The sequence below is a fragment of the Caldimonas tepidiphila genome (assembly GCF_003569765.1).
In the GTDB taxonomy this organism is placed as follows: Bacteria; Pseudomonadota; Gammaproteobacteria; order Burkholderiales; family Burkholderiaceae_C; genus Caldimonas; species Caldimonas tepidiphila.
On the sequence record NZ_QXMG01000036.1, the window covers coordinates 11842 to 28290 of the forward strand.

General features: G+C 72.3%; 18 protein-coding genes. 6 read left to right on the forward strand and 12 right to left on the reverse strand.

Annotated features, from left to right (window positions below; genetic code table 11):
- Positions 1-14 precede the first annotated feature (14 nt).
- Complete coding sequence (gene glmS / locus D3A59_RS18050) at positions 15-1877, reverse strand: glutamine--fructose-6-phosphate transaminase (isomerizing) (RefSeq protein WP_119156725.1); 1863 nt, start codon at positions 1875-1877, stop codon at positions 15-17.
- 160 nt (positions 1878-2037) lie between these two features.
- Between glmS and D3A59_RS18055 the strand changes: the two genes are divergently transcribed.
- On the forward strand, positions 2038-2517 hold the full coding sequence (locus D3A59_RS18055; protein WP_240636112.1) for an Lrp/AsnC family transcriptional regulator: 480 nt from the start codon (positions 2038-2040) through the stop codon (positions 2515-2517).
- Between the two features lie 99 nt (positions 2518-2616).
- Positions 2617-2859 carry a hypothetical protein gene (locus tag D3A59_RS18060; protein WP_119156726.1) on the forward strand — a complete coding sequence of 81 codons (243 nt, stop codon included), beginning with the start codon at positions 2617-2619 and terminating at the stop codon, positions 2857-2859.
- Between the two features lie 18 nt (positions 2860-2877).
- Here the strand turns inward: D3A59_RS18060 and D3A59_RS18065 are convergent, their stop codons facing one another.
- The 6 genes from D3A59_RS18065 to D3A59_RS18090 form a co-directional block, all read right to left on the reverse strand.
- On the reverse strand, positions 2878-3150 hold the full coding sequence (locus tag D3A59_RS18065; RefSeq protein ID WP_119156727.1) for a cysteine-rich CWC family protein: 273 nt from the start codon (positions 3148-3150) through the stop codon (positions 2878-2880).
- A 1-nt stretch (position 3151) separates the two neighbouring features.
- A complete protein-coding gene (gene glmU, locus D3A59_RS18070; RefSeq protein WP_119156784.1) occupies positions 3152-4516 on the reverse strand; it encodes a bifunctional UDP-N-acetylglucosamine diphosphorylase/glucosamine-1-phosphate N-acetyltransferase GlmU in 1365 nt (454 codons plus the stop codon).
- Between the two features lie 178 nt (positions 4517-4694).
- Positions 4695-5282, reverse strand: a complete 588-nt coding sequence (locus D3A59_RS18075) for a DUF4136 domain-containing protein (protein ID WP_119156728.1) — start codon at positions 5280-5282, stop codon at positions 4695-4697.
- 101 nt (positions 5283-5383) lie between these two features.
- Positions 5384-6322 carry a tRNA 2-thiocytidine(32) synthetase TtcA gene (gene ttcA, locus D3A59_RS18080; protein ID WP_119156729.1) on the reverse strand — a complete coding sequence of 313 codons (939 nt, stop codon included), beginning with the start codon at positions 6320-6322 and terminating at the stop codon, positions 5384-5386.
- A gap of 68 nt (positions 6323-6390) precedes the next feature.
- A complete protein-coding gene (locus D3A59_RS18085) occupies positions 6391-6762 on the reverse strand; it encodes a dihydroneopterin aldolase (RefSeq protein ID WP_119156730.1) in 372 nt (123 codons plus the stop codon).
- A 10-nt stretch (positions 6763-6772) separates the two neighbouring features.
- On the reverse strand, positions 6773-7555 hold the full coding sequence (locus D3A59_RS18090) for an SDR family oxidoreductase (protein WP_119156731.1): 783 nt from the start codon (positions 7553-7555) through the stop codon (positions 6773-6775).
- Between the two features lie 19 nt (positions 7556-7574).
- Between D3A59_RS18090 and D3A59_RS18095 the strand changes: the two genes are divergently transcribed.
- Entirely contained in the window at positions 7575-8750 is a 1176-nt protein-coding gene (locus tag D3A59_RS18095; protein ID WP_119156732.1) for a class I SAM-dependent methyltransferase, read from the forward strand.
- Between the two features lie 42 nt (positions 8751-8792).
- A complete protein-coding gene (locus D3A59_RS18100) occupies positions 8793-8987 on the forward strand; it encodes a DUF2905 domain-containing protein (RefSeq protein WP_119156733.1) in 195 nt (64 codons plus the stop codon).
- Between the two features lie 34 nt (positions 8988-9021).
- Here the strand turns inward: D3A59_RS18100 and D3A59_RS18105 are convergent, their stop codons facing one another.
- A complete protein-coding gene (locus D3A59_RS18105) occupies positions 9022-10278 on the reverse strand; it encodes a multifunctional CCA addition/repair protein (protein WP_119156734.1) in 1257 nt (418 codons plus the stop codon).
- Positions 10279-10455: 177 nt separating this feature from the next.
- On the opposite strand from D3A59_RS18105, the gene D3A59_RS18110 reads away from it, so the two are divergent.
- Entirely contained in the window at positions 10456-10962 is a 507-nt protein-coding gene (locus D3A59_RS18110; protein ID WP_157991582.1) for an FxDxF family PEP-CTERM protein, read from the forward strand.
- A gap of 83 nt (positions 10963-11045) precedes the next feature.
- Here the strand turns inward: D3A59_RS18110 and D3A59_RS18115 are convergent, their stop codons facing one another.
- From D3A59_RS18115 to D3A59_RS18125, 3 genes are all read right to left on the reverse strand, one after another.
- The gene (locus D3A59_RS18115) at positions 11046-11729 is read right to left on the reverse strand and encodes a glutathione S-transferase family protein (RefSeq protein WP_119156736.1); all 684 of its coding nucleotides are present in this window, start codon (positions 11727-11729) and stop codon (positions 11046-11048) included.
- Between the two features lie 97 nt (positions 11730-11826).
- The gene (locus tag D3A59_RS18120) at positions 11827-12774 is read right to left on the reverse strand and encodes a complex I NDUFA9 subunit family protein (protein WP_119156785.1); all 948 of its coding nucleotides are present in this window, start codon (positions 12772-12774) and stop codon (positions 11827-11829) included.
- A gap of 46 nt (positions 12775-12820) precedes the next feature.
- Positions 12821-14830: a lytic transglycosylase domain-containing protein gene (locus tag D3A59_RS18125; protein ID WP_119156737.1), complete on the reverse strand. Its 2010-nt coding sequence runs from the start codon at positions 14828-14830 to the stop codon at positions 12821-12823.
- Positions 14831-14850: 20 nt separating this feature from the next.
- On the opposite strand from D3A59_RS18125, the gene D3A59_RS18130 reads away from it, so the two are divergent.
- Positions 14851-15423, forward strand: coding sequence for a 5-formyltetrahydrofolate cyclo-ligase (locus tag D3A59_RS18130; protein WP_157991583.1), 573 nt, complete (start codon positions 14851-14853; stop codon positions 15421-15423).
- 31 nt (positions 15424-15454) lie between these two features.
- On the opposite strand, the gene D3A59_RS18135 is transcribed toward D3A59_RS18130, so the two are convergent.
- On the reverse strand, positions 15455-16444 hold the full coding sequence (locus D3A59_RS18135; protein WP_119156739.1) for a LysR substrate-binding domain-containing protein: 990 nt from the start codon (positions 16442-16444) through the stop codon (positions 15455-15457).
- Between the last annotated feature and the right edge of the window lie 5 nt (positions 16445-16449).

Consider the following 16449-nt stretch of genomic DNA (forward strand, 5'->3'; position numbering starts at 1 on the left):
GACGGGCGCGGGACTTACTCCACCGTCACGCTCTTGGCGAGGTTGCGCGGCTTGTCGACGTCGGTGCCGCGCGCGCAGGCGGTGTGGTAGGCCAGCAGCTGCAGCGGCACCACGTGCAGGATCGGCGACAGCGCGCCGTAGTGCTCCGGCATGCGGATCACGTGCAGGCCCTCGCTCGACTCGATGCGCGTGTCGGCGTCGGCGAACACGTACAGCTCGCCGCCGCGCGCGCGCACTTCCTGCAGGTTGCTCTTGAGCTTCTCGAGCAGCGCGTCGTTCGGCGCGACGGTGACCACCGGCATCTCGGCGGTGACGAGTGCGAGCGGACCGTGCTTGAGCTCGCCCGCCGGGTAGGCCTCGGCGTGGATGTAGCTAATCTCCTTGAGCTTCAGCGCGCCTTCGAGCGCGATCGGGTAGTGCAGGCCGCGGCCGAGGAAGAGCGCGTTCTCCTTGCGCGAGAACTCGTCGGCCCAGGCGATGACCTGCGGCTCGAGCGCCAGCACCGCCTGCAGCGCCACCGGCAGGTGGCGCATCGCCTTCAGGTGCTCGGCCTCCTGCTCCTCGCTCAGGTGCCCGCGCACCTGCGCGAGCGCGAGCGTCAGCAGGAACAGGCCCGCGAGCTGCGTCGTGAAGGCCTTGGTGGAGGCCACGCCGATCTCGGCGCCGGCGCGCGTGATGTAGGCGAGTTTGCACTCGCGCACCATCGCGCTGGTCGCGACGTTGCAGATGGTGAGCGTGTGCGGCATGCCGAGGCTGCGCGCGTGCTTGAGCGCGGCCAGCGTGTCGGCGGTCTCGCCGCTCTGCGTGATCGTCACCACCAGCGTCTTCGGGTTCGGCACGCTGTCGCGGTAGCGGTACTCGCTCGCGATCTCGACCGAGGTCGGGATCTTCGCGATCGACTCGAGCCAGTACTTGGCCGTGGAGCCGGCGTAGTAGCTGGTGCCGCAGGCGAGGATCAGCACCTGCTCGACCTCCTTGAACACCGGGTAGGCGCCGTCGCCGAACAGCTCGGGCGTGATGCCGAGCACGCCCTGCAGCGTGTCGCCGATCGCGCGCGGCTGCTCGAAGATCTCCTTCTGCATGTAGTGGCGGTAGGGGCCGAGCTCGGCCGCGCCCGAGTGCGCCTGCACGGTGCGCACCTCGCGCACGACGGTCTCGAAGCGCTCGCTGCCGTCGTCGCGGCGGCGCTCGATCCAGTGGCGGCCCGGCTGCAGGTCGACCACGTCGCCGTCCTCGAGGTAGACGATGCGGTCGGTGACGCCGGCGAGCGCCATCGCATCGGAGGCGAGGAAGGTCTCCTCCTTGGCGACGCCCAGCACCAGCGGCGAGCCCTCGCGCGCGCCGACCACGCGGTGCGGCTCGTCGCGGCAGAACACCGCGATCGCGTAGGCGCCGCGCAGGCGCAGCGTGGCGCGGCGCACCGCGTCGAACAGGTCGCCGTCGTAGTGGTGGTCGACCAGGTGCGCGATGACCTCGGTGTCGGTCTGGCTCGCGAACACGTAGCCGCGCGCGGTGAGCTCGGCGCGCAGCTCCTCGTGGTTCTCGATGATGCCGTTGTGCACCAGCGCGATGCGGCCCGGGCGGCTCCCGACCTCGCCGCTGCCGTGCGAGAAGTGCGGGTGCGCGTTGTGCACCACCGGCGCGCCGTGCGTGGCCCAGCGGGTGTGCGCGATGCCGGTGCCGCCCTCGATCGACTCGGTCTTCACCTGCGTGCACAGCTCCGACACGCGCGAGGTGCTGCGCGCGCGGCGCAGCGCGCCATCCTGGTGCACGGCGACCCCGCAGGAGTCGTAGCCGCGGTATTCGAGGCGCTTCAGGCCTTCGACGAGAACGGGGACGATGTTTCGAGCGCTGACCGCGCCGACGATGCCGCACATGCTGGGCCTCCTGGAAAGAACTGCGGGCGAATGGTAAGGAGGAAGGCGAGAAATTAGCTTTCAATCATAGCTGACTATTGACGCTTTATTTCTCTTGCCCCATCCTTCACAACAATATTTCGCCAGACTACCGGAAGTGCAAGAAACCATCCCCCCTGAGTTGAATGTCGACGCGGTCGACCTGCGCATCCTCGAGCAGCTGCAGCGCGACGCGGCGCTGTCTAACCAGGCGCTCGCCGAGCTCGTGCAGGTCTCGCCCGCCACCTGCCTGCGCCGCGTGCGGCGTCTCACCGAGGCGGGCGTGATCGAGCGCACGCTCGCGCTGCTGTCGCCCGAGAAGCTCGGCGCCGGGCTGCAGGCGGTGGTGGAGGTGACGCTCGACCGCCAGGGCGCCGAGTGGCTCGACGCCTTCGAGCAGCGCGTGATCGCCGACGACGCCGTGCAGCAGTGCTGGCGGGTGTCGCCAGGGCCGGACTTCGTGCTGGTGGTGCAGGTGCCGGACATGGCGGCCTACCATGCGCTGGCGCAGCGCCTGCTGACGCAGGACGCCAACGTGCGCAACGTGAAGGCCTTCTTCGCGGTCAAGCGCGCCAAGTTCGCGCCGGCGATCGCGCTGCCGCGCCCGCCTGCAGGCGGCTGAGGCAGGGGCGCGGCCCTTGCCCCCATCGACTTGCATGACTTGACGGCACCGGGCGGCTTTGTGACAGTGGGCCGTCCCCCACCCCTGCCCCGCACGTCCATGGAATCAGCGAACGGCCACCCCACTCCCTCCTTCGTTCCCCTGTTCGGCGCACCGGCCGAGGCGGCGCTGGACTGGATCGACGCCCATTCCAGGCTGGTCGAGATATGGCTGGACTGCCAGCGCGAGGTCTGGCAGCCGGTGCTGGACTGGCAGGCCGACTGCTGGCTGCGCTGCCTGGAGAACTCGGGCCTGCCGGGCGTGGACGCGCTCGCCGTGCGCGGCCAGGAGCAGCTCGCCTGAGCCGGACGCGCTCGCGGCTCAGTCCGCCGGCGGCTGCGCGACGCCGAGCCCGGCCGCGCAGGCCGGGCAGAGGCAGGCACGCCGGCGCGCGTCGAGCGGCACGCGCGCGAGCTGCGCCGCATCGACCCGCACGCTGACGCACCAGCACGGCAGCGTGCCGGCCCGCGCCGCGTCGCGCGTGGCGGGGTCCGCCATCGCGCAGCGGTTGGACGCGCCGCACAGCGGGCAGCGCGCCGGGTCGGGCGCGCCGCCCGCGCTGTCGCCGGCGGCCTGCGGCACGTCGCCGCCCATCTCAGCCGCCCTTCTTCGGCCGCGTCCAGCCCGGCAGCGAGGCCTGCCGCGCGCGCGCGACGGTGAGCTGCCCCTCGGGCGCGTCCTTCGTGATGGTGCTGCCGCCGCCGATCGTCGCGCCCGCGCCGATCGTCACGGGCGCCACCAGCACACAGTTGGAGCCGACATGCGCGTCCGCGCCGATCACGGTGCGGTGCTTGTTGGCGCCGTCGTAGTTCGCGGTGATGCTGCCGGCGCCGTAGTTGACGCGCTCGCCGACCGTCGCATCGCCGAGGTAGGCGAGGTGGTTGGCCTTGGCGCCGCGCGCCAGCGTCGAGTTCTTCACCTCGACGAAGTTGCCGATGTGCACCTCGGGGCCGAGCACCGCGCCGGGGCGCAGCCGCGCGAAGGGGCCGATCATCGCGCCCTCGCCCACCTGCACGCCGGCCTTCTCGCCGTCGATGTGCGTGAAGGGATGGATCACCGCGCCGGCGGCGATCTCAGCGTTGCGGATCACGCAGTTCGCGCCGATGCGCGCGCCCTCGCCGAGCACCACGCGCCCCTCGAAGACGCAGTTGACGTCGATCTCGACGTCGCCGCCGCAGACGAGCTCGCCGCGCAGGTCGAAGCGCGCGGGATCGGCCAGGCGCACGCCCGCCTCCATCAGCGCCTCGGCGCGGCTGCGCTGGAAGCGGCGCTCGAGGTCGGCGAGCTGCAGCGGGCTGTTGACGCCGAGCACCTCGATCTCGCTGCCCGCGTGGCTCGCGACCACCGGCACGCCCTCGGCCACCGCCATCGCGACGACGTCGGTCAGGTAGTACTCGCCCTGGGCGTTGTCGTTGCGCAGCTCCGCGAGCCAGCGCTTGAGCAGCCGGTTGGGCGCGGCCATCATGCCGGTGTAGACCTCGCGGATCGCGCGCTGCTCGGGCGCCGCGTCCTTGTGCTCGACGATGCCGAGCACGTGGCCGCCGCGCGCGTCGCCGCTGCGCACGATGCGGCCGTAGCCGCTCGGGTCGTCGAGCTCGATCGTCAGCAGCGCGAGGCGTTCGCCGGCGCAGGCCTCGACCAGCGCGCGCGCGGTCTCGGGGCGGATCAGCGGCACGTCGCCGTTGAGGATCAGCGTGGTGCCCTCGTCCTGCAGCAGCGGCAGCGCCTGCTGCACCGCATGGCCGGTGCCGAGCTGCGGCGACTGGCGCACGAACTGCAGCGCCGGGGCCTGCACCGCCGCCTCCACCTGCTCGGCGCCGTGGCCGGTGATGGTGATGATGCGCGAGGCCTGCAGCGTCGCGGCGGCGTCGAGCACATGCTGCAGCAGCGCCCGTCCGGCCAGACGGTGCAGCACCTTCGGCAGACGGGACTTCATGCGCGTGCCCTTGCCGGCCGCCATGATCACGATATCGAGCGCCAAGTCGTACTCCCTCCGGGAAAAAGTGAATCGTCCGCGCCGGCGTCCGGGGTCTCCAGCCCCGGGGGCGCGTTTCTGCCTCGAGCGGACCGGCCCTGCGGCCCGCGGAAATCCATCAAGGATGCGCTCGCGGCCCGCGGGCCCGCGAGAGACCGAGCAATCAGCGCGGCACCTCGACGGCAACGCGCCGCGGGCTGATCGCCGGCATCGGGAAGTCCTTCAGCGCCGCCTCGAACAGCGCGCGCCACACGGTCTCGTCGTGCCAGCGGCCGTCGTGCCGCGCGCGCGTCTCGTAGAGCACCTGCTGGGTGCGCGCATCGCGGATCAGCACCGCGGCGTCGAGCACGTAGTAGGGCGAGGGCATCGACCAGCCCAGGCCCACGCCGGCGCCGAAGCCGCGGAAGCCCCCGCGGCCGAAGTAGAGGCTGTTGTGCCAGAGCGGGTCGTCCCAGGGCGCGCGCTCGTGGCGCATCTCGCTCAGGCCCACCTGCACCGTGACGCTTGCCGGCTCGCCGAGCGCCGCCGGCCGGAAGCCGGCCTGCTCGAGCGCCGGCAGCGCCGCCTGCTCGATGCGCGCCTGCTGCTCGGCCCGCGCCTGCTGCGAGGGCAGCCGCTCGAAGGCGAACACGCCCGGCTGGCGCTGCGCCGGCCACTGTCCATAGCTGCTGACGTCGCTCTCGATCAGCCGCACGTTCGCGCAGCCGCCGAGCAGCGCCGTGAGCGCGATCGCCGCCACCACCATTCTCATCTCATGCTCTCCTCAAGGCGCGGACCGGTTCCGTGGCCGCGCCGCAGCACAGCCCGGGCAAACTACTTGCCCGCACCCCCCTCCTTGCGCGGGCTGCCGGCTCAGTCCTCGTCGAGCGCGAGCCGCACGATGCCCGCCGGGGCCGGGCCGCAGTCCTCGTCCTCGTCGAAGGCCTTGTCGCCCGCCGCGTCGGCCACGCCGGTGGGCTGCAGCGTCGTGAACGGGTAGAGCTTGCGGTCCATCAGGTGCGAGGGCACGACGTTGGCGAGCGCGTTGAACATGTTGCCCACGCGCCCCGGGTGCTTGGCCTCCCACTCGCGCAGCATCGCCGCCATCTGCTGGCGCTGCAGGTTTTCCTGGCTGCCGCACAAGGTGCAGGGGATGATCGGAAATTGCCGGTGCTCGCTCCAGGCCTGCGTGTCGCGCTCGCTGACGTAGGCGAGCGGACGGATCACGACGTTGCGGCCGTCGTCGCTGACGAGCTTCGGCGGCATGCCCTTCAGTTTTCCGCCGAAGAACATGTTGAGCAGCACCGTCTGCAGCATGTCGTCGCGGTGGTGGCCGAGCGCGATCTTGGTCGCACCCAGCTCGCCCGCGACGCGGTAGAGGATGCCGCGCCGCAGCCGCGAGCACAGGCTGCACATCGTCTTGCCGGGCTCGATCTTGCTCTTGACGATCGAGTAGGTGTCCTGGTTCTCGATGTGGAAGGGCACGCCGCGGCCCTTCAGGTACTCGGGCAGCACGTGCTCGGGGAAGCCCGGCTGCTTCTGGTCGAGGTTGACCGCGACGAGCTCGAAGTCGATCGGCGCGCGCTCGCGCAGGTTGATCAGCACGTCGAGCAGCGTGTAGGAGTCCTTGCCGCCGGACAGGCAGACCATCACCTTGTCGCCCGGCTCGATCATGTTGTAGTCGACGATCGCCTGGCCGACCAGGCGGTGCAGGCGCTTGGACAGCTTGTTGGTCTCGAAGGCGCGGCGGCGCTCGGCGGCGTCGGCCGCCCCTTCGGGGGACTGGAGGTTTTCGGTGGGCACAGCGTTCATGCCCGGAATTGTGCGCCTCGCGGCGGGCTGCGCCGCCGGCTAAGGCTTTGGACGGCGTGTCGCGCTGCTCACCACTGCCCGGTCTCGACGCGGATCGCGACCTCGCAGTCGTCGAAGATCTCGAGCTTGGCGATGCGCACGCGCACGCCGAGCACGCCCGGCAGCTCCATCAGGCGCGCGGCGACCTTGCCGATCAGGCTCTCGAGCAGGTTGACGTGCCGCGCGGTGCACTCCTCGATGACGATGCTGCGCACGCGCCGGTAGTCGAGCACGTGGTGGATGTCGTCGTCGGGCGGCGTGAGCGGCTGCGTGCCGAGGTTGAGCTCCGCGTCGACCTCGATCGGCTGCGGGGCGTCCTTCTCGTGGTCGAGCACGCCGAGCTTCGCGTCGAAGCGCAGCCCGGTGAGCGTCAGGATCTGGGTGCCGCGGGTGAGGGACATCGGGGAGGCCTTACATCTTCGAGAAGTCGCGTGCCAGCGCCATCATGTGCTGGCCGCCGTCGACCAGCAGCGTGGTGCCGGTGATCGAGCCGTTCTGGATCAGGAAGCGCACGCCCGCGGCCACGTCCGCGGGCGTCGACGAGCGCCCGAGCGGCGACAGCCGGTGCAGCTCCTCGAAGCGCTCCGGGCTCATCGTGGTGCTGGTCAGCGTCAGCCCGGGCGCGACGCCGACGACGCGCACCGCCGGGGCGAGCGCGCGCGCGAGCAGCTGCGTCGCGCATTCGAGCGCGGCCTTCGACAGCGTGTAGCTGAAGTAGTCGGGGTTCGGGTTCCACAGCTTCTGGTCGAGCAGGTTCACGACCGCGCCGCGCGCGCCGGGCCGCTGCGCCAAGTGCTGCGCCAGCGCCTGCGCGAGCAGCACGGCCGGGCCGGTGTTGGCGCGCAGGTGCCGCTCCAGCATCGCGTAGCCGAAGCTCGCGGCGTCGTCGAACTCGAACAGCGCGGCGCTGTTGACCACCGCGTCGAGCCGGCCGAGGCGCGCGAGCACCGCGGGGACGAGCGCGCGGCAGGCCCCCTCGTCGGCGAGGTCGGCCTGGAAGGCGGCGGCCTCGACGCCGATGGCGCGCAGCTCCTCCACCGTGGCCTGCGCCTCGTCGGGGCCGCTGCGGAAGTGCAGCGCGATGTCGTGGCCGCCGCGCGCGAGCTCGAGCGCGATCTCGCGCCCGAGCCGGCGTGCCGCGCCGGTGACGAGCGCCACAGGTCGCGACACTGGCATCGGCGAGTTGGCAGACATGGTTCCTACAATCGGGTGGATGCAAAAAGACGAGCGCAAGCCGGGGCCGGGCCCCGGGTCCGAGAGTGTAGCGGCCGCCCCCGGGGCCGGGGCGCTGCGCGACCGCATCGCCGACGCGGTGCGCGAGGCCGGCGGCTGGCTGCCCTTCGACCGCTACATGGAGATGGCGCTGTACACGCCCGGCCTGGGCTACTACGCCAACGACAGCCTGAAGTTCGGCACGATGCCGGGCTCGGGCAGCGACTTCGTCACCGCGCCGGAGCTCAGCCCGCTGTTCGGCCGCACGGTGGCGCGCCAGGTGCGGCAGATGATGGTGGAGAGCGGCACCGCCGAGGTCTGGGAGTTCGGCGCCGGCGCCGGCACGCTCGCGGTGCAGCTGCTCTCGGCGCTCGGCACCGCGCTGCTGAGCTACCACATCGTCGACCTGTCGGGCGTGCTGCGCGAGCGCCAGCGCGAGCGCATCCTCGCCGAGGCGCCGGAGTTCGCCGACAAGGTGCAGTGGCACGACCGGCTGCCCGACGAGATGCGCGGCATCGTCGTCGGCAACGAGGTGCTCGACGCGATGCCGGTCAAGCTGCTGCATTTCGACGGCACGCACTGGTTCGAGCGCGGCGTGCGCGTCGAGGGCGCGGGCTTCGCGTGGGAGGACCGCCCGACCGGGCTGCGCCCGCCGTTCGAGGGGCCCTTCCTGCCCGGCACCGTCACCGAGGTCCACCCGCACGCCGAAGCCTTCGTGCGCACGCTCGGGCAGGTGCTGGTGCGAGGCGGCGCGCTGCTGATCGACTACGGCTTCCCGGAGGCGGAGTACTACCACCCGCAGCGCGCCGGCGGCACGCTGATGTGCCACCGCGCGCACCGTGCCGACCCGGACCCGCTCGAGGACCCGGGCCTGAAGGACATCACCGCGCACGTGAACTTCACCGGCATCGCGGTGGCGGCGCAGGAATCCGGCTTCGACGTGATCGGCTACGCCAGCCAGGGCCGCTTCCTGCTCAACACCGGCATCCTCGACCTGCTGCCCGCCGCGAGCGAGGACGCGGCCGCCGACGCGCAGCGGCTGCGCCAGGTCGCGATGGTGCACAAGCTCGTCAACGAGCACGAGATGGGCGAGCTGTTCAAGGTGCTGGCGCTCGCGCGCGGCTTCGAGATGGCGCCGATGGGCTTCGCCCAGGGCGACCGCACCCACCTGCTGTAAGGGCGCGCCCGGCCGCCGGGCGCGCCGAAAGGTTCATTCCCGATGTTGCGCTGGATGATCGTGATGGTGCTGGCGCTGGCGCTGTTCAGCGGCCTGCGGCCCTGGCTCGAGAAGCTCGGCCTCGGCCGGCTGCCCGGCGACTTCCACTTCCGGCTGTTCGGCCGCGAGTTCCATCTGCCGATCGCGAGCTCGGTGCTGCTGAGCTTCATCGCGCTGGCGATCGGCCGCTTCCTGTAGCGTCCCCCCGGGCGGACCCGAGGCGCCGGGCGACTCAGCCCTGTGCCGGGGCCTCGCCGTCCTTCCCCGCGGCCCAGGCCTGCGCCAGCGCGCGCACGCGCGCCTCGTGCACCGCCTGCGCGATCTGCTCGCCGCCGCCGCCGCGCCCAACCACCTCCGCGGCGATGTCGGCCGTCACCACCGAGCGCACCGCCGCGAGCGCCTCGTTCAGCCGCTGGCGCTGCGGATAGGGCCGCTGCTCGAAGCCGAGGCGCCCGCGCGCGTCGCACTCGCAGGCGAGCAGGATGTCGTCGAGCCGCCGCGGCTTGCGGATCGCGTCGCAGCGCTCGAGCAGCCGCACCACCGCCGCCGCACCGAACTCCTCGCTGCGGTGGATGTTGCCGTGCTCGCGCGCCACCACCTCGGCGAACTCGCGGCACTCGGTGGGCACGCGCAGCCGGGCGCAGACCTGCCGCAGCAGGTGCACGCTGCGCTGCTCGTGGCCGATGTGCTTCGGCAGCACCTCGGGCGGTGTCGTGCCCTTGCCGAGGTCGTGGCACAGGCAGGCGAAGCGCACCGGCAGCGACGCGCCGAGCGCGGCGCTCATGTCGAGCACCATCATCAGGTGCACGCCGGTGTCGACCTCGGGATGGTACTCGGCGCGCTGCGGCACGCCCCACAGCCGGTCCACCTCGGGCAGCAGCCGCGCGAGCGCACCGCAGCCGCGCAGCACCTCGAACATGCGCGAGGGCCGCGCCTCCATCAGCCCGCGCGCGAGCTCCTGCCACACCCGCTCGGCCACCAGCGCGTCGACCTCGCCGGCCTCGACCATCTCCCCCATCAGCGCCTCGGTCTCGGTCGCGACGCGGAAATCGTGGAAGCGCGCCGCGAAGCGCGCCAGCCGCAGAATGCGCACCGGGTCCTCGGCGAAGGCCGGCGACACGTGGCGCAGCACCCGCTCGCGCAGGTCGCGCTCGCCGCCGTGGGGATCGATCAGCGCGCCGTCCTCGCCGCGCGCCATCGCGTTGATCGTCAGGTCGCGGCGCGCCAGGTCCTGCTCGAGCGTCACGTCCGGCGCGGCATGGAAGGCGAAGCCGTGGTAGCCGCGCGCGGTCTTGCGCTCGGTGCGCGCCAGCGCGTACTCCTCGCGCGTCTCGGGATGCAGGAAGACCGGGAAGTCGCGCCCCACGGGCAGAAAGCCCGCGTCGACCATCTGCTCGGGCGTGGCGCCCACCACCACCCAGTCACGGTCCTGGGAGGAAAGACCCAACAACTGGTCGCGCACCGCGCCACCGACGAGGAAATTCTTCATGTACAACAGTGTAGAGAATTCACCTAGCACATAAGTTGTGCGCTTTACAAGAGGGCGGCAAGCGAAATGCCGCTCATTCCCCACATATGTGGGAGTGCTCCCCCCGAAATGAGTGAGTAAAAAGGGGTCGCGGCACGCCGGATGGTCTGGCGTGCGGCTTCTTTTCAGGGAGTTTTCATGAAACTGAAGTCCACCCTTGCAGCCCTTGCATTGGCGGTCTCCGGCGCGTCGGCCTTCGCAGCCGACACCACCATCGCCTGGAACCCCACGTTCAGCATCGGCAACTTCTTCGGCAACTACTCGACCGGTGACGCGGTCGACGAACGCTTCGGCTTCACCGTGCACGCGCCCTCCTACGTCACCGCGAGCCTGATCTCCAACGACCTGGACACGTTCTCGAACTTCGACTTCACGTCGGTGTCCCTGAACGGCAACAACTTCACCAACCTCGGCAACAACACCAGCGTGAGCGGCACCGAGGTGGAGTCCTGGGCGCTGGGCCGCACGCGGCTCGATCCGGGCACCTACTACCTGACCGTCAACGGCACGGTCGACGGCACGAACGGCGGCGCCTTCAGCGGCATGATCAACGTGTCGCCGGTGCCTGAGCCCGAGACCTATGCGCTGATGCTCGCGGGCCTCGGCGTGGTCGGCTTCCTCGCCCGCCGCCGCCAGAAGTCCTGAACTGGGCCGGCAGCCGGCTGCCGGATCCGGGAAGCGGGCCCTCGGGCCCGCTTTTTCGTCCCGGAGCGCCACCAGTCGAGGCCTCAGCGCGCTGGCGCGCTGCGATAGGGCTCGTCGTCGGCGATGAAGTCGTGCTCCTCGCGGGCCTCGGCACACCACTGGCGCATCGCCGGCAACTCGTGGATGCGCGCGACATAGGCGGCCGCCGCCTCGGGCAGCGGCACGCCGTAGCTGCGCAGCCGGCTGCACACCGGTGCGTAGTAGGCATCGGCGATGCAGAAGTCGCCGAACAGGAAGGGGCCGTCGTGCTGCGCGAGCAGCCCGGTCCACATCGAGACGATGCGCGCGAGATCGCGCGCCACCTCCGGCCGCTCGGCCAGCACGCGCGGCCCGACCTCCGGCATCTCCAGCTCGACGTTCATCGGGAAGTGCGTGCGCAGCGCGGCGAAGCCCGAGTGCATCTCGGCGCAGACGCTGCGCGCCCGCGCGCGCCGGTGGCGCTCGGCCGGCCACAAGCCCTGCTCGGGAAATCTCTCGGCCAGGTACTCGGCGATCGCCAGCGAGTCCCACACCGCGAAGTCCCCGTCGACCAGCACCGGCACCCGCGCGACCGGCGCGACGCGCGCGAGCCGCCGCTGGAATTCCGAGCCCTCGCCGAGCTCCAGCCGCAGGCGCACCTCCTCGAAACCGATGCCGGCGTGCTTCATCAGCAGCCAGGGGCGCAGGGACCAGGACGAGTAGTTCTTGTTGCCGATGTAGAGCTGCATGGGGCCTCCGAGAGCGGAAGGCCCATGCTAGCGGGGCGGGGCGTGCCCAGGGAGCCTCCCTCGCCCCTGGCGCCGACGGACGGCGCCGTCGTGCATTTCAGGCATCCGGATGCGGGACCGGGCGCCGGCCCCGCCCCCGTCGGGGCACGAGGTAGAAGGGCGCCACCGCCTCCATCGCCGCCGGCTCGATGCCGAGCGCCTGCAGGCCCGGCAGCTCGCCGCCGGCCACGCTCGGCACGCGCATCGAGTCGAGGTTGTCGCGGCTCATCGGCGGCTCGCCGGGCAGCAGCTCCATCAGCCGCGCCTGCAGCCGCCCGAGCGCCATCGGCAGCGGCACGACGGGGCGGCGGTGGCCCGACCACAGCCCCGCCAGCCGCACCAGCTCCGCCAGCGTGTAGACGCGCGGGCCGGCGCATTCGTAGGTCCCGCCGACGCTGTGCGGCTCGTCGAGGCAGCGCACCACGGCGCGCGCCACGTCGTTGACCCAGACCGGCTGGAAGCGCGCGTCGTGGCCCGCCAGCGGCATCACCGGCAGCACCGCCTGCAGCCGCGCGAACAGGTTGAGGAAGTGGTCGCGCTCGCCGAACATCACCGAGGGGCGCAGCACGGTGAGCGCGAGCCCCGCGGCCTCGCGCAGCGCCGCCTCGCCGGCGGCCTTGCTGCGCAGGTAGTTCGACGGCGCGTCGGGCGCCGCGCCGATCGCGCTGACGTGCACGACGCGGCGCACGCCCGCCTCGCGGCAGGCCTGCGCCAGCCGACGCGGCAGCGCGGCATGCACCTGCTCGAAGCGGCGCGCGTCGCCGTGCAGCACGCCGACGAGGCTGATCACCGCGTCGATGCCGCGCAGCAGCCGCGCGAGCGAGGCATCGTCGTGCACGTCGGCGCCGAGGCACTCGACCGTCGGCAGCGTGCAGAGATGGCGGCCGTGGCCGATGCGCCGCGAGGGCACGACCACGCGCCCGCCGCCGGGGCTGCGCTCCAGCAGCCGCAGGCAGACCTGGGTACCGAGGAAGCCGGTACCGCCGAGCACCAGGACATTGCGGATCATGGCAGTCTCCTTCATCGATGCGCCCTTCCCCGCGTCCCGGCCCTCAGGGCAGGTCGCGCTGCGGCTCGGGCGCGCTGGCCTCGCGCGGCCCGATCGCGCCGCCCAGCCTCGCCTTGAGCGGCGGGAGCTGGCCGTGGATCAGGCCGGCGTAGTAGGTCGCGTTCGACAGCACCTTCTTGACGTAGTCGCGCGTCTCGCTGAACGGGATGTTCTCGGCCCAGATCGCCGGCTCCAGCACGGGGCCCTCGCGCCAGCGGCGCGGCCGGCTCGGGCCGGCGTTGTAGGCGGCGGCGGCCATCGGCTGCGAGCCGGCGAAGTCGTCGAGCACGAGCTTCAGGTAGCTGGTGCCGATCACGAGGTTGGTGTCTCGGTCGGTCAGCATCTCCTGCCGGAAGGGCAGGCCGATGCGCTTGGCGGTCCACTGCGCGGTGGCGGGCATCACCTGCATCAGGCCGGAGGCGCCGACATGCGAGCGCGCGTCCATGATGAAGCGCGACTCCTGCCGGATCAGCCCGTAGACGTAGGCGGGATCGAGCCCGATCTCGCGCGTGCGCGCCAGCACCTCCTTGCGGAAGGGCATCGGGAAGCGCTGCTCGAGGTCGACCAGCGTCCTGGTGCGGTCGCTGGTGTTGATGCAGCGGTCCCATATCTCGCGCTCGCAGGCGAGTTGGGCCGCGGCGAGCAGCTCGCGGTCCGGCAGCCCGCCGCTCACGCTGAAGTTGGTGGTCCAGTTCCATTCGCGCACGCCCTCGTTGCGCAGGCCGAGCGCGATCAGCTGCAGCGCGCGCGCCAGGCCCGGGTGGCGCCGCGCAGCGTCGCGCTCCGCCTCGGTCAGCGGCGCGGGCTTGGGCGGCAGCGTCTGGGGCCGGCCGAGCTCCTCGGCAGCGAGCTGGCCGTAAAAGTGGATCTGGCCGGAGATCGACTCGAGCAGCGTCCTCGACTCCGTGCGCAGCGCCGCCGTGCTGCTCGAGTCGGGCGCGAGCGCGGCCAGCGCGCGCGCCTTCCAGTACACCCAGGTCGGGTCGGCCTGCTCGGCGGGGCGCATCGCGTTGATCGCCTGCGACACCATCTGCCAGCGCCCGGCGCGCAGTGCCGCGCGCGCCTTCCAGGCCAGCGTGTCGTCGGGCCAGTCCGCCTCGCGCGCGCCGCGGATCGCGCGCTGGTAGTGATCGACCGCGGCGGGCGACAGGCGCAGTGCGGCCTGCTTGCCGATGCTGGCCCAGACCCAGGCGGCGAGCTCCGGCCGGAACTGCCGCTCCCACTGGTTGTCGAGCTGCACGGCCGCCGCGTCCGGGTCGCTGGCGGCGACGCGCACCAGCGCCAGCGCGGTCAGCTCGGCGCGCACCGGATCGCGCGCGCTGGCGTGGCGGGTGAGGTAGCGCGCCGGGTTCTCGTGCACCTGGGCCGCCTGCTTCGCGTGCTCCTCGCCGAGGATCGCGACCGCCTGCCGCAGCGCGCGCGGGCGGTTCGCCTCGGCGGCGAGGCGGGCCTTGCGCCACACGTCGGCGGCGCCGAGCCTGCCGGCCTCGTGCAGCGTCGCGGCCATCAGCGCGCAGCCCTGGTCGGCATCGCGCTGCGCGAACCAGGCCTCGCGCGCCGCGTCGCGCACGTCGCGTCCGGCGAGATGCTCGACCAGCAGCGCGTAGCAGCGCACCTCGCGGTCGTCGCGCATGCGGAACTTCTCGTGCTCGACGGCGAAATTGGCCCAGTCGCGCCGCCGGCCCAGCTCGAGCAGCCAGTCGTTGCGCAGCCGGTCCTCGACGTAGGTGCCGGGCCAGCGCGCGTAGAAGGCGTCGAGATCGGCCTGCGTCGCCTGCGCCAGCCGCAACCCCGTCTCCCAGTAGTCGGCCCAGGGCGCCAGCGGATGCTGCTGCGCCACCATGTCCGAGCGGATCGCGGCGAGCCGGGCGAGGTCGCGCTTGCCCCATGCGGCGCGGGCCTCGATGATCGGGTCGGCGGCCGCCTGCGCGGCGGCCGGCAGCGGCGCGAGCAGCGCCAGCGGCGCGACGCCGAGCACCAGCGCGCCGAGCGCGCGTCGATAGAATGATTTCAAGTCCAAGTCTTCCTGTGCAGATGTCCGAAACCCCCGCCTCCCGGCGCACCGAGCTGCGCCGCCACCTGCTCGCCGAGCGGGAACGCTTCCAGGCGAGCGAGGCCGGCCCGAGGGCGCAACAGGCGCTCGGCGAGCGGCTGTGCGAGGTGCTGCACGCCCTGGAGCCGCAGCTGCTGGGCGTGTACTGGCCGATTCGATCTGAATTTAACCCACTGGTTGCATTGCGTGCCGATCCGTTGCTGTGCAATCTGCCACTGGCGCTGCCGTGGTCCGCACGCACGCCCCGCGCGATGCACTACCGCCGCTGGGACGGGCGCCCGCCCACGGGGCAGGACGAATGCGGTATCCCTGCTCCCGAAGGGGCCGAGGTGCAGCCCGACGTGGTGATCGCGCCCTGCGTCGGCTACACGCGCGAGGGCTTCCGACTCGGCTACGGCGGCGGCTACTTCGACCGCTGGATGGCCGCACACCCGCATGTCACCGCCGTCGGCGTGGCCTGGTCGCACGCGCTCGTCGAGATGCCCGTCGAGCCGCACGACCAGCCGCTGATGCTGGTCGTCACCGAGCAGGGCGTGGTGACGTCGGCCGACTGAGGCGCGGCGGCCGCCGGCGAGCGGCCCGTCCTCAGTCGTGCTCGCCGAGGCCGTCGGTCTCCGGCTCCTCGCCGATGCGCCGGCGCGTCTGCGCCGCCTGGGCCCGCACCCAGTCGCAGAACTGCCGCACCTCCGGCCGCAGCCGGCGCTCCGGCGGCACCATCAGCCAGTAGGCATAGGGGCTCGCGACGCGGCGCGCCGCGCCGAAGGGCTCGAGCAGCTCGCCCTTGGCGAGCGAGTCGTCCACCAGCGCCAGCCGCGCCAGCGCGACGCCCTGCCCCACCAGCGCCCCCTGCACCTGCTGGTAGGTGTAGTTCAGGTAGATCCAGCGCTGCGGCTCCAGCCCCGCCGCGCCCTGCCGCGCCAGCCAGTGGCGCCAGCTGAGGAACTCGGCGCTCGGGCGGTGGTCGTCCTCCTCGAGCAGCGCGTGGCGCGCCAGGTCGGTCGGCACCGCCAGCGACGGCAGCCGGCCGCCCTGCACCTGCTCGAGCAGCCAGGGGCTGACCACCGGCGTGACCTGCTCGCCGAACAGCCGCTGCGCGCCCGGCACCGCGCGCACCTGCGCCGGGCTGCAGTAGCGCAGCACCAGATCGAACTCCTCGTCGAGATCCACCAGCCGGTCACTCGCGCTCACGCGGATGTCGATATCCGGATGCTCGCGCTGGAAGGCCTGCAGCCGCGGGATCAGCCACAGCGACGCGAAGGACGCGAAGGTGCTCAGGCTCACCACGCGCCGGCCCTTGGCCTGGCGGATCTGCCGCACCGTCGCGTCGAGGCGGTCGAGCAGCGGCGCGACCGCGCGCAGCAGCGCCGCGCCGTCGCCGGTCAGCTCGACATGCCGGGTGCCGCGCGAGAAGAGCGAGGCGCCGAGCTCGTCCTCGAGCCCCTGGATCTGCCGGCTGACCGCCGACTGCGTCAGGTACAGCTCCTCCGCGGCGATGCGGAAGCTCAGGTGCCGCGCGACCGCCTCGAAGCTGCGCAGCGCCCCCACCGGCAACGGTCTCTGGCGTATTCCACTCATGCGCC